Annotated in this window: 19 protein-coding genes; 2 read left to right on the plus strand and 17 right to left on the minus strand. The window is 61.4% G+C overall.

Annotated elements, in window-relative coordinates:
- Positions 1 to 26 precede the first annotated feature (26 nt).
- The 5 genes from C5F53_RS17560 to petA all read right to left on the minus strand — a co-directional run bounded on the left by C5F53_RS17560 (position 27) and on the right by petA (position 4,044).
- Positions 27 to 500, minus strand: a complete 474-nt coding sequence (locus tag C5F53_RS17560) for a ClpXP protease specificity-enhancing factor (protein ID WP_105262682.1) — start codon at positions 498 to 500, stop codon at positions 27 to 29.
- Between the two features lie 16 nt (positions 501 to 516).
- Positions 517 to 1,128: a glutathione S-transferase N-terminal domain-containing protein gene (locus C5F53_RS17565; RefSeq protein WP_105262683.1), complete on the minus strand. Its 612-nt coding sequence runs from the start codon at positions 1,126 to 1,128 to the stop codon at positions 517 to 519.
- A 103-nt stretch (positions 1,129 to 1,231) separates the two neighbouring features.
- Positions 1,232 to 1,987: a cytochrome c1 gene (locus C5F53_RS17570; protein WP_105262684.1), complete on the minus strand. Its 756-nt coding sequence runs from the start codon at positions 1,985 to 1,987 to the stop codon at positions 1,232 to 1,234.
- An 18-nt stretch (positions 1,988 to 2,005) separates the two neighbouring features.
- On the minus strand, positions 2,006 to 3,418 hold the full coding sequence (locus C5F53_RS17575; RefSeq protein WP_105262685.1) for a cytochrome bc complex cytochrome b subunit: 1,413 nt from the start codon (positions 3,416 to 3,418) through the stop codon (positions 2,006 to 2,008).
- An 11-nt stretch (positions 3,419 to 3,429) separates the two neighbouring features.
- Entirely contained in the window at positions 3,430 to 4,044 is a 615-nt protein-coding gene (gene petA, locus C5F53_RS17580; RefSeq protein WP_105262686.1) for a ubiquinol-cytochrome c reductase iron-sulfur subunit, read from the minus strand.
- A 155-nt stretch (positions 4,045 to 4,199) separates the two neighbouring features.
- Here petA and mscL point away from each other — a divergent pair, with 155 nt between their 5' ends.
- Positions 4,200 to 4,628, plus strand: coding sequence for a large conductance mechanosensitive channel protein MscL (gene mscL, locus C5F53_RS17585; RefSeq protein WP_105262687.1), 429 nt, complete (start codon positions 4,200 to 4,202; stop codon positions 4,626 to 4,628).
- Positions 4,629 to 4,711: 83 nt separating this feature from the next.
- Here mscL and pdxA read toward each other — a convergent pair whose 3' ends face one another.
- The 3 genes from pdxA to C5F53_RS17600 are packed head-to-tail and all read right to left on the minus strand — an operon-like array spanning position 4,712 to position 6,890.
- On the minus strand, positions 4,712 to 5,758 hold the full coding sequence (gene pdxA, locus C5F53_RS17590; protein WP_105262688.1) for a 4-hydroxythreonine-4-phosphate dehydrogenase PdxA: 1,047 nt from the start codon (positions 5,756 to 5,758) through the stop codon (positions 4,712 to 4,714).
- Positions 5,755 to 6,507: a Nif3-like dinuclear metal center hexameric protein gene (locus C5F53_RS17595; protein WP_105262689.1), complete on the minus strand. Its 753-nt coding sequence runs from the start codon at positions 6,505 to 6,507 to the stop codon at positions 5,755 to 5,757. Before C5F53_RS17595 ends, pdxA begins: the two co-directional genes overlap by 4 nt.
- A 17-nt stretch (positions 6,508 to 6,524) precedes the next feature.
- Positions 6,525 to 6,890: a hypothetical protein gene (locus C5F53_RS17600; protein ID WP_201740885.1), complete on the minus strand. Its 366-nt coding sequence runs from the start codon at positions 6,888 to 6,890 to the stop codon at positions 6,525 to 6,527.
- A 98-nt stretch (positions 6,891 to 6,988) separates the two neighbouring features.
- Here C5F53_RS17600 and C5F53_RS17605 point away from each other — a divergent pair, with 98 nt between their 5' ends.
- The gene (locus tag C5F53_RS17605; protein ID WP_105262691.1) at positions 6,989 to 8,134 is read left to right on the plus strand and encodes a S1C family serine protease; all 1,146 of its coding nucleotides are present in this window, start codon (positions 6,989 to 6,991) and stop codon (positions 8,132 to 8,134) included.
- Between the two features lie 122 nt (positions 8,135 to 8,256).
- Here the strand turns inward: C5F53_RS17605 and tatC are convergent, their stop codons facing one another.
- From tatC to hisA, 9 genes are all read right to left on the minus strand, one after another.
- The gene (tatC, locus tag C5F53_RS17610) at positions 8,257 to 9,051 is read right to left on the minus strand and encodes a twin-arginine translocase subunit TatC (protein WP_105262692.1); all 795 of its coding nucleotides are present in this window, start codon (positions 9,049 to 9,051) and stop codon (positions 8,257 to 8,259) included.
- Positions 9,052 to 9,072: 21 nt separating this feature from the next.
- Positions 9,073 to 9,516: a Sec-independent protein translocase protein TatB gene (tatB, locus tag C5F53_RS17615; RefSeq protein WP_105262693.1), complete on the minus strand. Its 444-nt coding sequence runs from the start codon at positions 9,514 to 9,516 to the stop codon at positions 9,073 to 9,075.
- A gap of 11 nt (positions 9,517 to 9,527) precedes the next feature.
- Entirely contained in the window at positions 9,528 to 9,767 is a 240-nt protein-coding gene (tatA, locus tag C5F53_RS17620) for a Sec-independent protein translocase subunit TatA (RefSeq protein ID WP_105262694.1), read from the minus strand.
- Between the two features lie 133 nt (positions 9,768 to 9,900).
- The gene (locus tag C5F53_RS17625) at positions 9,901 to 10,275 is read right to left on the minus strand and encodes a histidine triad nucleotide-binding protein (RefSeq protein WP_105262695.1); all 375 of its coding nucleotides are present in this window, start codon (positions 10,273 to 10,275) and stop codon (positions 9,901 to 9,903) included.
- Positions 10,272 to 10,673 carry a hypothetical protein gene (locus C5F53_RS17630; protein ID WP_105262696.1) on the minus strand — a complete coding sequence of 134 codons (402 nt, stop codon included), beginning with the start codon at positions 10,671 to 10,673 and terminating at the stop codon, positions 10,272 to 10,274. The genes C5F53_RS17625 and C5F53_RS17630 overlap by 4 nt, the downstream gene beginning before the upstream one ends.
- A 10-nt stretch (positions 10,674 to 10,683) precedes the next feature.
- Positions 10,684 to 11,067: a phosphoribosyl-ATP diphosphatase gene (locus tag C5F53_RS17635; protein WP_105262697.1), complete on the minus strand. Its 384-nt coding sequence runs from the start codon at positions 11,065 to 11,067 to the stop codon at positions 10,684 to 10,686.
- Positions 11,068 to 11,079: 12 nt separating this feature from the next.
- Positions 11,080 to 11,493, minus strand: a complete 414-nt coding sequence (gene hisI, locus C5F53_RS17640; protein WP_201740886.1) for a phosphoribosyl-AMP cyclohydrolase — start codon at positions 11,491 to 11,493, stop codon at positions 11,080 to 11,082.
- A 59-nt stretch (positions 11,494 to 11,552) separates the two neighbouring features.
- A complete protein-coding gene (hisF, locus tag C5F53_RS17645; protein ID WP_105262698.1) occupies positions 11,553 to 12,332 on the minus strand; it encodes an imidazole glycerol phosphate synthase subunit HisF in 780 nt (259 codons plus the stop codon).
- Positions 12,332 to 13,072 (minus strand): 1-(5-phosphoribosyl)-5-[(5-phosphoribosylamino)methylideneamino]imidazole-4-carboxamide isomerase, encoded by a 741-nt coding sequence (hisA, locus tag C5F53_RS17650; RefSeq protein ID WP_105262699.1) that lies wholly within the window; start codon positions 13,070 to 13,072, stop codon positions 12,332 to 12,334. Before hisA ends, hisF begins: the two co-directional genes overlap by 1 nt.
- Positions 13,073 to 13,111 lie beyond the last annotated feature (39 nt).

The following is a 13,111-nucleotide window of genomic DNA, read 5'->3' on the forward strand; positions in this document are numbered from 1 at the left end:
AGAGGCTGAATTGCGCTCAGAGAGCGCTATTTCACACGCGTGAGTGCTGGTCGGCCACCACTGGGGGGGCGGGGCGTGTCCGGACCACCACCATCCGACTCGGGAACGGGCACCAAAGCGCTTGGCTTAGGCTCGGCGGTCGTGACAACTGGTTTGGTAGACACCGCCTCGGGCGCTGCGGTAACCGGGAAAGCCATGCCTTGCCCGTTTTCACGTGCATAGATGGCCAGGACACGATGCACAGGCACCAAAATATCTCGGGCCACGCCGCCGAAACGGCCCTTGAACTCAATGAACTCATTGCCCAACTGCAAGGCACTGGTTGCATCGAAGCTCACGTTCAACACGATTTCCCCATCCTTCACATACTCGTGTGGCACACGCACGGAGTCGTCTACCTGCACAGCAATAAAAGGGGTGAAACCATTGTCCGTACACCACTCGTACAAGGCACGAATGAGGTACGGACGTGTGGACAGGGCGTTGTCGGCATCCATCATGGCAGTACGGTGCGGCTTACTTGCGCATGACCTTTTCAGATGGCGTCAGTGCCTCAATGTAGGCGGGACGCGAGAAGATGCGCTCTGCGTACTTGAGCAGAGGCGCTGCGTTCTTGCTGAGGTCGATGCCGTAGTAGTCCAGGCGCCAGAGCAAGGGGGCAATCGCCACGTCCAGCATGGAGAAATTTTCGCCCAACATGTACTTGTTCTTGAGAAACACGGGAGCCAGTTGGGTCAGGCGGTCACGAATGTGCGCACGGGCTTTCTCCAGTGCTTTTTCATTGCCCTTGGATGCGCGGGCTTCCAGCGTGGACACGTGCACAAACAACTCTTTTTCGAAGTTCAGCAAGAACAGGCGCACACGGGCACGGTCCACCGGGTCTCCGGGCATGAGCTGGGGATGGGGGAAACGCTCGTCGATGTATTCATTGATGATGTTCGACTCGTACAGGATCAGGTCACGTTCGACCAAAATCGGCACTTGTCCGTAAGGGTTCATCACGCTGATGTCTTCGGGCTTGTTGTACAAGTCCACATCGCGAATTTCGAAGTCCATGCCTTTCTCGAACAAAACAAAACGGCAACGGTGAGAAAAGGGGCAGGTTGTTCCTGAATACAGCACCATCATGGCAAGAGACTCCTAAAAAATGAAAAAGAGTGGGTCGCCTTGGCAGACCCACTCTGACACCATCACGTCAGGCCAAACTGGCCTGTGCGACAGCCCGGGAACTTTATTTGACGTCTTTCCAGAACGCCGCATTCAGGCGCCACGCAAACAACGTAAGCACCGACAGGAACAACAGCACCCATACACCCACACGCACGCGGGTGTTCTGTGCTGGCTCCCCCATCCACTGCATGTAGTTCACCAAATCACCAATCGCCTGGTCGTACTGGGCAGGGGTCATGGTACCGGGGGTGATTTGCTTCCAGCCCTTGAACACTTGCACGTCGTGGCCATGTTCAGTCACCGTGTCGTACACCGGCACGCGCTTGCCTTGCAACTCCCACAACACATGGGGCATGCCCACGCTGGGGAATACGAGGTTGTTCCAGCCGGTGGCCTTGGTCTCGTCAGGGTAGTAGGTGCGCAGGTAGGTATACAAGTAGTCGGCACCTGAACCGCCAGAGCCTGCACGCGAACGGGCAATCACGGTCAGGTCAGGCGGGTTGGCGCCAAACCAGTCTTTGGCCTGCTTGGGGTCAATCGCGGCCTTCATGGTTTCACCCACTTTTTCAGTGGTGAACAGAAGGTTGTCCTTGATCTGCTGGTCAGTCAGGCCAATGTCCTTGAGCCGGTTGAAGCGCATGAAGGCCGCAGAGTGACAGTTCAGGCAGTAGTTCACAAACAGCTTGGCGCCGTTTTGCAAAGACACCAGGTCATTCGTCTTGATGGGTGCCTTGTCCAGGGCGATACCACCGCCCGCTGCATGGGCACCGGCGACAAAGCCCAAGGCTGCCACGAGGGTAATGAGGAGTTTTTTCATGTCAGTCGTCTCCGGCGCTCAGTGGGCCGCAAAGGTCACACGGGCAGGCACTTCCTTGGACTCACCCAAAGCACTCCACCAGGGCATCAACAAGAAGAAGCCGAAGTAGAACAAAGTACCCACTTGGGAAACACGCTCACCAATGACAGACGGCGGCTGCACACCCAGGTAGGCCAGCACCACGAAGTTGATGACGAAGATGCCATACAGGTACTTGTGCCAGTCAGGGCGGTAGCGGATGGACTTGACAGGGCTGTAATCCAGCCAAGGCAAGAAGAACAGGATGATCACGGCACCACCCATCACCACCACGCCCCAGAACTTGGCGTCGATCGACAGCATCAAGACGGTAGCCACGACTGCGGCACCGGCCAGCACTGCTTTGAAGATCGTGGGCATCTTGAACTTGAAGATGCTGAAGGCGGCGGCACCCAAGACGCAGGCAATCAGTGCATACATCATCTCGCTGGTGATGGCACGCAGCATGGAGTAGAACGGAGTGAAGTACCAGACGGGTGCAATGTGCGCCGGTGTCTTGAGCGGGTCTGCCGGGATGAAGTTGTTGTACTCCAGGAAGTAACCACCCATCTCAGGCGCAAAGAAGATGATGGCAGTAAAGACCATAAGGAACATGCTCACCGCGAAGATGTCATGCACCGTGTAGTAGGGGTGGAAAGGCACGCCATCCAAGGGGTGGCCAGCCGCGTCGCGGGGGGCGTTGGGGCCTTTGATTTCGATGCCATCGGGGTTGTTGGAACCCACGTCGTGCAGGGCCAGCAAGTGCGCCACCACCAAGCCCAACAGGACCAAAGGCACGGCAATCACGTGGAAGCTGAAGAAGCGGTTGAGGGTGGCATCACCCACCACAAAGTCGCCGCGAATCAGCAAAGCCAGGTCGGGACCGACCAGAGGCACGGCTGCAAACAGGTTCACGATCACCTGGGCGCCCCAGTAGGACATCTGGCCCCAAGGCAGCAGGTAACCCATGAAGGCTTCGGCCATCAGGCACAGGAAAATGGCGCAGCCAAAGATCCAGACCAGTTCACGGGGTTTGCGGTAGCTGCCGTAGATGAGGCCACGGAACATGTGCAGATACACCACCACAAAGAAGGCAGAGGCACCCGTGGAGTGCATGTAGCGGATCAACCAGCCCCATGGCACGTCGCGCATGATGTATTCGACCGAACCGAATGCCAAGGCGGCATCGGGCTTGTAGTGCATGACCAGGAAGATGCCGGTCACGATCTGGATCACCAACACCAGCAAAGCCAGCGAGCCGAAGATGTACCAGAAATTGAAGTTCTTCGGAGCGTAGTACTCCGACATGTGCACCTTGTAGGCATCGAACGCGGTGGGGAACCGGTTTTCAAACCAATTGGTCACCTTCTCGCCAGCCGAGGCGTTGGGGGAGATTTCCTTGAAAGTCGCCATGTTCTTGTTCCTCAGGCTTGCTTGTCTTCGCCGATCAGCAGCTTGCTGTCAGACAGGTACATGTGCGGCGGCACTTCGAGGTTGTCAGGCGCGGGCTTGTTCTTGAACACGCGGCCAGCCATATCGAAGGTGGAACCGTGGCAGGGGCACAAGAAGCCACCTTTCCAGTCATCCGGCAAAGAGGGCTGGGCACCGAGCTGGAACTTGTCGGAGGGCGAGCAGCCCAAATGCGAGCAAATGCCCACGGCGACAAAAAACTCGGGCTTGATGGAACGCGCCTCGTTGCGGGCGTATTCAGGGGTCAGTTCACTGGGCTTGCGCTCGGACTTGGGGTCCGCCAGCTCACCGTCAATACCTGCCAGCGCAGCCAGCTGCTCGGGTGTACGGCGCACGATCCAGACGGGCTTGCCGCGCCATTCGACCGTGATTTTTTCACCGGGTTTGATCTCCGCGATGTCCACCTCTACGGCGGCTCCGGCAGCCTTGGCGCGTTCGGAGGGCTGGAATGTGCTCACAAAGGGGATGGCGGTGGCAACACCGCCCACTGCACCAGCGCAGCCGGATGCTATCAACCAAGTCCGTTTGCTGGCGTCGATCTTTTTGCTGTCGACAAGGGTTTCACTCATGAGAATCCTCAATGAACATCGCTAGTAGGGGTAAGCCGGGATTGTAGCTGACGGCAGTGGGGGCATTCAACGCGCGGGTTGACGAACCACGCCGCCTTGACCCCTGTTTTGTCGGTAATACTTGGCATCTTTCAACCACGGTGGAGCAACAAGCGATGGGAATGATTCAAGAATTCAAGGATTTTGCGGTCAAGGGCAATGTGATTGACCTCGCTGTGGGCGTGATCATTGGCGCGGCCTTCGGCAAGATCGTGGACTCGGTGGTGGGCGACCTGATCATGCCGCTGGTGGGCGCAGTCATCGGGAAATTGGACTTTTCCAATATGTTCTGGGTCTTGGGCGCGGTACCACCCGGCACCGAGACCACCCTGGCAGGGCTGAAGAAAGCCGGAATCCCGGTGTTTGCCTACGGCAACTTCATCACCGTCGCCGTGAACTTCGCGATTCTGGCCTTCATCATCTTTCTGATGGTCAAGCAGATCAACCGCCTGAAGAAGGAAGCCCCGGCCGCTGAACCCGCACCCGCAACAACACCCGAGGACGTGCTGCTGCTGCGCGAAATCCGGGACAACCTCAAAAAGTAAGCCCTGTCACGCGCGAGCAGCTATTATTTCAATAGCTGCCCGCGCAATAAGCATAAGGGCTAGAGGCCAGTTTGGCTTAAATTCTAGGCCGGAATGAGCTGGTGCGCCATGCGAATGGCGGCCAGCAGACTGGACGGGTCGGCGCGGCCCGTGCCGGCGATGTCAAACGCCGTGCCGTGGTCCGGGCTGGTGCGCACCAGTGGCAGGCCTAGCGTCACGTTCACGCCCTGCTCCACCCCAAGATACTTGACCGGAATCAGCCCCTGGTCGTGGTACATGGCCACCACCACATCAAATTCCCCCGGGTGCCCCACGGCGTGGCGCGCGCGCATGAATACCGTGTCGGGCGCGTAGGGGCCGAACACCTGGCAGCCCTGGGCGCGTGCCGCCTCTACCGCGGGTATCACCGTGTCCAGCTCCTCGTGGCCGAACAGGCCGCCCTCGCCCGCATGGGGGTTCACACCCGCCACCGCAATACGCGGCGCACGGTCCAGCGTGCGCAAGAGCGCGGCGTGGGTGATCAGAATGGTTTGCAGCACGTTGTCCATGGTCACCGCGGCCAGCGCGTCGCGCAGCGAGACATGGATGCTGACCAGCACGGTGCGCAACTCGTCGTTGGCCAGCATCATGCGCACCGGCATGCCGTCCACAGCCACGCCGGCATGGCGCGCCGCGGCGGCCTGCAGCATCTCGGTATGGCCGGGGTAGGCGTCGTACGGGGCCCCTGCAGCGGACAGGGCTTCCTTGTGCAACGGCGCCGTCACCAGCGCGGCCACCTCGCCGCGCAGCGCCGCATCGGCCGCCCACAACACGCAACGGCCAGCAAACTCACCGGCGGCGGCACTCACCCGGCCCCAGTGCACAGGCGCCAGGGCCTCGCCCACCTGCAGCACGGGCAGGCAGCGCGGAGGCAACTGCGCTACCTCGGCCGGCGTGGCGATTTGCACCACAGGCAGCGGAACCACACCCTGCACCACAGCCAGCGCGCGGCGCATGGCCTGCACATCGCCGGCCACAAAACAGCCACGCAGCATCTCGGGTTCGCGCAGGAACGACTGGGCGATGATTTCGGGGCCAATGCCGGCGGCGTCGCCCAGCGTCAGGGCGATGGGGAGAACGGTGTCACTCATGCGGGGTTGTCAATGTCGATGAAGGTATGGGCCAGCCCCAGCTGCGCCGCCACGTGGGCCGCCACCGCGGGTGCACCATAACGCTCGCTGGCGTGGTGGCCGCAGGCGATGTAGGCCACGCCGCATTCGCGCGCGTAGTGGGCCTGGGGTTCGGAAATCTCGCCAGTAATGAAGGCATCGGCGCCGGCGGCAATCGCGTCTTCAAAGTAACCCTGGGCGCCACCGGTGCACCAGGCAATACGGCGCAGCGGCTGCGTGCCGCCGGGTACCAGGGTGACGGTACGGCCCAGTGTGGCTTGCACATGGTCTGCCAGCGCCTGCGCCGTGTCCAGCGCCGCTGGCGCAGCGCCCACAAAACCCAGCTGCTGCTCACCAAAACGTGCGTCCGCCTGCAGGCCCAGCACCCGGCCCAGCTGCGCGTTGTTGCCCAGCTCGGGGTGGGCGTCCAGCGGCAGGTGGTAAGCGAACAGGTTGATGTTGTGTGCCAGCAGCAAACCCAGGCGCTGGCGCATCCAGCCGGTCACGCGGCCGTCGTGGCCGCGCCAGAACAGGCCATGGTGCACCAGAATGGCATCAGCCTTGGCGGCAATGGCAGCCTCGATCAGCGCCAGGCTGGCCGTGACGCCCGACACCAGGGTATGCACCTCGGCACGGCCCTCCACCTGCAAGCCGTTGGGGCCGTAGTCTTTGAAACGCTCGGGTTGCAGCAGCGCGTCCAAGGTGGATAACAAGGTAGTGCGGTCGGTCATGGCGGGATACGGGAGGGTCAAGACGGCATTGTCGTTGAGGCGGGCGGCGGTGCCTGGGGCAACAGGTCACTGTCGCAACCCTGCCCTGCGGCCACCCAGCGCCGCGCCAGACGACCCAGCAGCGCGGCAGGCACGGGCGCCAGCCACCGCAGCCCATGCGGCAGCGCGGCCAACACCACGGCGCGTGGCTCGGTGATGGCACCGCAGCGGTACCGCGCCTGCACCGCATCCCAACGCAGCGCCTGGCAGGCCCCGCGCCGGCGGCGTGACAACAGCATGCCCACCGGGCACGGCTGGGCCAGGCAACACACGCCGCAGCCATTACAAGGCGCACCTTCAGGCGGCTTGGGCGGTGCAGCGGGGTGGATGAAGATGGTTTGCATGGTCAACAGCGCGGTATGGCACTGTAACGCGCAGGCCCGCGCCGCCTACAATTTGCACTGCGCAGCACGCCTGTGTGCCGCCCCTGCTGGAATTCCCGATGAAACGACTTTGGTTGCTGTTCTCCCAAACCATTACGGTGCTGCTTGCCACCTATTTCGTGGTGGCCACCCTCAAGCCCCAGTGGCTGGGCCACAGCGCCAGCACGGTGGACGGCGCCATTGCCCTGCTGCAGGCTCCCCCCTCGCAGCCCGGTGAGATCCCGCCCGGCAGCTACCGCCTGGCGGCGCAAAAAGCTTCGGCCGCGGTGGTGAGCATCAACACCAGCAAGGCGGCCGCCAAAAATCCCAATGCCAATGACCCCTGGTTCAAGTTCTTTTATGGCGACCAGGGCAACGAACCCCAGGGTGGCCTGGGCAGCGGTGTGATCGTGAGCCCCAGCGGCTATATCCTGACCAACAACCACGTGATCGAAGAGGCGGACGAGATCGAGGTCATCCTCAACGACAGCCGCCGCGTGGCCGCCAAGGTGATTGGCACCGACCCCGACAGCGACCTGGCCGTGCTCAAGATCGAACTCGACAAGCTCCCCACCATCGTGCTGGGCAACTCCGACAACCTGCAGGTGGGCGACCAGGTGCTGGCCATCGGCAACCCGTTTGGCGTAGGCCAGACCGTGACCAGCGGCATCGTGAGTGCACTGGGGCGCAACCAGCTGGGCATCAACACGTTTGAGAACTTCATCCAGACCGACGCCGCCATCAACCCCGGCAACTCGGGCGGCGCGCTGGTGGACACCAACGGCAACCTGCTGGGTATCAACACCGCCATCTACTCCCGCTCGGGCGGCAGCATGGGCATTGGCTTTGCCATTCCGGTGGCCACCGCCAAGATGGTGTTGGACGGCATTGTGAAAGACGGCCAGGTCACCCGCGGCTGGATCGGCGTGGAGCCTAACGACCTCTCGCCCGAGCTGGCCGAGACCTTTGATGTGAAGGCCAAGGCAGGTGTGATCATCACCGGTGTGCTGCAAAACGGCCCGGCCGCCCAGGCCGGCGTGCGCCCAGGCGACGTGATTGTGAGCATTGCCGACAAACCGATTGGTGACGTGACCCAGCTGTTGTCCATCGTGGCGTCACTCAAACCCGGCACCGTGGCGCCCTTCACCATCGAGCGCAAGAACCAGAAGCTGGAACTCAACGTGACACCCGGTGTGCGGCCCAAGCCCAAGGCAGCGGCGCGCTGACCTCTGCCCCCCCCATCCGGGCACAAAAAAGGCGACCCTCGGGCCGCCTTTTTGCTATTATTTTAGGAGCTTCTCGCTCAGTATCTACGCGGGCTAGAGGCCTATTTGACTACCAAATCGACCTAAGGGGCGTCAGGTGTTGGTGCTTCTTCGGCCGGCGCCTGCGTGTGTTTGATGAAGATCTGCGCCGCCCAGATGCCAATCTCGTACAAGATGCACATGGGGATGGCCAGCGCCAATTGGGACACCACATCAGGCGGCGTGACAATGGCCGCCACCACAAAGGCCAGCACGATGAAGTAGCTGCGGAAGGCCTTGAGTTTTTCGATGCTGACGATGCCCATACGCGCCAACACAATCACCACAATCGGCACCTCAAACGCCAGGCCGAAGGCCAGGAACATGGAGAGCACAAAGTCCAAGTACGACTCAATGTCGGGCGTGGCGGCAATGCTTTGCGGGGCAAAGCTCTGGATGAACTTGAACACCTGCCCGAACACAAAGAAGTAACAAAACGCCACCCCGATGAAAAATAACAGGGTGCTGGACACCACCAGGGGCAACACCAGCTTCTTCTCGTGGCTGTAGAGCCCCGGCGCCACAAAGGCCCAAACCTGCCACAGCACCACCGGCAGCGCCAGCAAAAACGCGGCCATCAGCATGATCTTGAGCGGCACCAAAAAGGGCGAGATGACCGAGGTGGCAATCAGCTTGCCACCGGCTGGCAGCGTGGCCACCAGGGGCGCGGCCAGAATGTCATAGAGCGCGGCCGGACCGGGGTACAGCGCCAGCACGGCCAGGGCCACGCCCACCGCAATGGCGGCCTTGACCAGGCGGTCGCGCAGCTCCATCAAATGCTGCACAAAGGGCTGTTCGGTGCCGGCAAGCTCGTCTTGCGGATTGTTGTCTGATGCCATGGGGAAAGGTGGTGGGGCCGCTCAGCGCACGCGCGGCGGACGGAAGCGCGCCACACGGGCCGCTCCCGACTGCGCCTTGGTACGCACGCCGTTGCGGGCCTTGTACCACTGGGGCATGGCACCTTGCTTGAGGCGCCAGTTTTTGTTGGGGTGTTTGTAGCGGGGGGCCTCAGGCTCCAGCGCAGCGTCGGTGGCGTCGGACCACGATTTCTCGAAGTCGCTGGCCTGCGTCTGGATGGAGTTCTCCACATCGCGGGCGGCACCCTCCACCGTTTCGCGCATTTTCTTGAGCTCGTCGAGCTCCATGGAGCGGTTGACTTCGGCCTTCACGTCGGCCACGTAACGCTGTGCCTTGCCAAGCAAGGCGCCCACGGTGCGGGCCACTTTGGGCAGCTTCTCGGGCCCGATGACGATCAACGCCACCGCGCCGATCAGCGCCATCTTCGATATGCCGAGGTCAATCACGCAGTGCTAACTCAGTTCTTTTGCTTGGCTTCCACGTCGATCGTGGTTTTTTCAGAGGCGTTGGCCACTTGTTGTGCTAGCGCTGCGGACTTGTCGTCGGCAGCAGAGGCAGAGCCGTCTTTCATGCCGTCTTTGAAACCCTTGACGGCGCCGCCCAGGTCAGAACCCATGTTCTTGAGCTTCTTGGTGCCGAACACCATGACCACGATCAGCAGAACGATCAACCAGTGCCAAATAGAAAATGAACCCATGATGTACTCCTAACAATTTGTTGAATTCTAGTCGGCGCGCGTAAACACAATTTCCCGCAGGGCCGCCCCAAGGGAAATTAGCCACCCTTGGGGGGCAGCGACCCGTGTAGCGGCGGAGCGTGGAGGCGCCATGTCACCCACGCAACCAGGGGCGCGGGCCACCCATCACATGGAAGTGCAGATGGTGCACTTCCTGCCCGCCTTCTGCCCCGGTGTTGGTCACCAGCCGGTAGCCACCATCCGGGTAAGGATTGCAGCCCTGCTCCATCGCCAGCTTGGGCACCAGGGCCATCATGTGGCCCATCAGCGCCGCGTGCTCGGGGCCCACCTGGGCCATGCTGGGAATGTGCGCCTTGGGGATCAGCAAAAAATGCACCGGCGCCCAGGGGTGGATGTCGTGGAAGGCATAGACCTGTTCGTCCTCGTACACCGCTTTGGATGGGATCTGCTTGGCAATGATTTTGCAAAAAATGCAGTTGGCATCGTGGCTTGGCGCGTGTTCACTCATGCACCAATCTCCTGGCCTTTGTTCATGGCGATGAAGCCGGTGACGATGCGGTACAGAAACCACACCGAGATGACGGCCCAGGCAATGGCGCCGGGAAAATACAGCAGCAAAAACAGCGGCAAGGTCACCAGGTACAACACGCCGGCGATGACCACCGACCGGATGCGCCAGCGAAAGTGCGAGGCGTGCCAGGTGCCCGCCGCATCATCGCGCTTGACCATGTCCAGAATCAGCGCCACCAGCAGTAAGGTCACACCAAACTGCCCCCCCGGAATAAAGGCGCTGACCGCCACAATCAGGTGGAGCACATAGCTGATGGTGCCGATGGTGTTGAGTGACTGCAGTTGCTCAACGCTGACCGGTGCCGGCGTGTTGGGGGTGGTGAAATCCTGGCTCATAGACACTCCTTTAGTGGGAATCGGCTTTGGGCTCTGCCTCACGCGCAAGCACTTTGCGCAGGGCTTTTTCTTCCAGGCCGCTGGTGCCCACACGGCGCTCCAGCTCGGCAATCACATCGGCCGGCGACAGGCCGTAGTGCGACAAGGCCACCATGCAGTGGAACCACAGGTCGGCCACTTCGTAAACGATCTTGGTGGCGTCACCGCCGTGGTCCGCGTCCTTGGCGGCCATGACCACCTCGGTAGCTTCCTCGCCAATTTTCTTCAAAAAGGTATCGGGCCCTTTGTGCAGCAGGCGGGACACATAACTCGCGTCCGGGTCCCCCCCATTGGCGACTTTGCGGCTTTCAATCACGGCAGCCAGTGCGGCGAGGGAATCTTGAGAAATGGACATCTTGCTAGCTCACTATTTATAGATCGACTCGGGATCTTTCAAGACCGGGTCCACCGATTTCCACTCACCATTCTCCAACACACTGAAGAAACAGCTGTGACGGCCCGTGTGGCAGGCGATGCCGGGCTCGTGGCCCAGCTGGGTCACCTTGAGCAGGATCACGTCGTTGTCGCAGTCCATGCGGATCTCGTGCACGGTTTGCACGTGGCCGGACTCTTCGCCCTTGTACCAAAGCTTGTCGCGCGTGCGGCTGAAGTACACGGCCCGGCCCAGCTCCACGGTCTTTTGCAGAGCCTCGCGGTTCATCCAGGCGAACATCAGCACGTCGTTGGTGCCCTGCTCCTGCGCGATCACGGGCACCAGGCCTTTGGAATCCCAGCGGATGTGTTTGAGCCAACTCACAGGCGGGGTGGGGGTGGGTTCCATTTGCTACTTAATTCATAGCTGCTCGCGCAGCGTTGATGGGGGCTAGAGGCCTAAAACGCTTAAATTCGCACCGGGATGCCGCGCTCGGCCATGCGGGCCTTGGCCTGGCCTACGGTGTATTCGCCGTAGTGGAAGATGCTGGCGGCCAGCACGGCGTCGGCACCGCCCTGCTGCACGCCATCGGCCAAGTGGTCCAGATTGCCCACGCCGCCAGAGGCGATCACGGGCACGCTGATGGCATCGGCCACGGCGCGGGTCAGCGCCAGGTCAAAGCCGCTTTTGGTGCCGTCGCGGTCCATGCTGGTGAGCAAAATTTCGCCAGCCCCACGGCGCGCCATTTCGGTGGCCCAGGCCACGGCGTCCAGGCCGGTGTTTTTGCGACCACCGTGGCTGTACACGTCCCAGCCGGCACCGCGGGTGGCGGCGTCTTCTTCGGAGCGGCGTTTGGCATCAATGGCCACCACGATGGCCTGAGAACCGTATTTCAGCGATGCGTCTTCAATCACTTGCGGATTGGCCAGCGCCGCGGAATTGAAACTCACCTTGTCGGCGCCTGCGTTGAGCAGGCGGCGCACGTCTTCCACTATGCGCACGCCACCACCCACCGTGAGCGGGATGAAGACCTGGCTGGCCACGGCTTCGATGATGTGCAGGATCAGGTCGCGCCCATCGCTGGTGGCCGTGATGTCCAGAAACGTGAGTTCGTCGGCGCCTTGGTCGTTGTAGCGCGCGGCGATTTCTACCGGGTCACCGGCGTCGCGCAGCTCGACGAAATTGACACCCTTCACGACGCGACCACCGGTCACGTCCAGGCAAGGAATGATGCGTTTGGCGAGCATCAGCCGTTGAGCTCGTCGGCGCGGGTCTGTGCAGCAGCAAAGTCCAGGTCGCCGCTGTAGATGGCTCGGCCGCAGATCACACCTTCCACGCCTTCACTTTCCACTTCGCACAGGGCTTCGATGTCGGCCATGTTGGACAGGCCGCCGGAGGCGATGACGGGGATGGTCAGGGCCTGGGCCAGCTTGACGGTGGCGTCGATGTTGATGCCGGACAGCATGCCGTCGCGGCCAATGTCGGTGTAGATGATGCCTTCGACGCCGTAGTCTTCAAACTTTTTGCCCAAGTCCACCACGTCGTGGCGGGTGAGCTTGCTCCAGCCGTCGGTAGCGACCTTGCCGTCGCGTGCGTCCAGGCCCACGATGATGTGGCCGCCAAACGCGGTGCAGGCGTCCTGCAAAAAACCGGGGTTCTTGACGGCCGCAGTGCCAATGATGACGTAGCGCAGGCCGGCGTCCAGGTAACGTTCAATCGTGTCCAGGTCGCGGATACCGCCGCCCAGTTGCACGTCGATCTCGTTGCCCACTTCCTTCAGGATCTTGCGGATCGCCATCTCGTTTTTGGGATGGCCGGCAAAGGCGCCATTCAGATCGACCAGGTGCAGACGTCTCGCACCCTTGTCCACCCAGCTGCGGGCCATGACCGCGGGGTCTTCGCCAAACGTGGTGGATTGGTCCATATCGCCTTGTTTGAGGCGTACACAGTGGCCGTCTTTGAGGTCAATCGCAGGAATTAAAAGCATGGTGCTTCAGGGTTGGAGGGAAAAGAGAGTCGCGTTGCC

It is taken from the genome of Rhodoferax sp. TS-BS-61-7 (assembly GCF_002943465.1).
Taxonomy (GTDB): Bacteria; Pseudomonadota; Gammaproteobacteria; order Burkholderiales; family Burkholderiaceae_C; genus Allorhodoferax.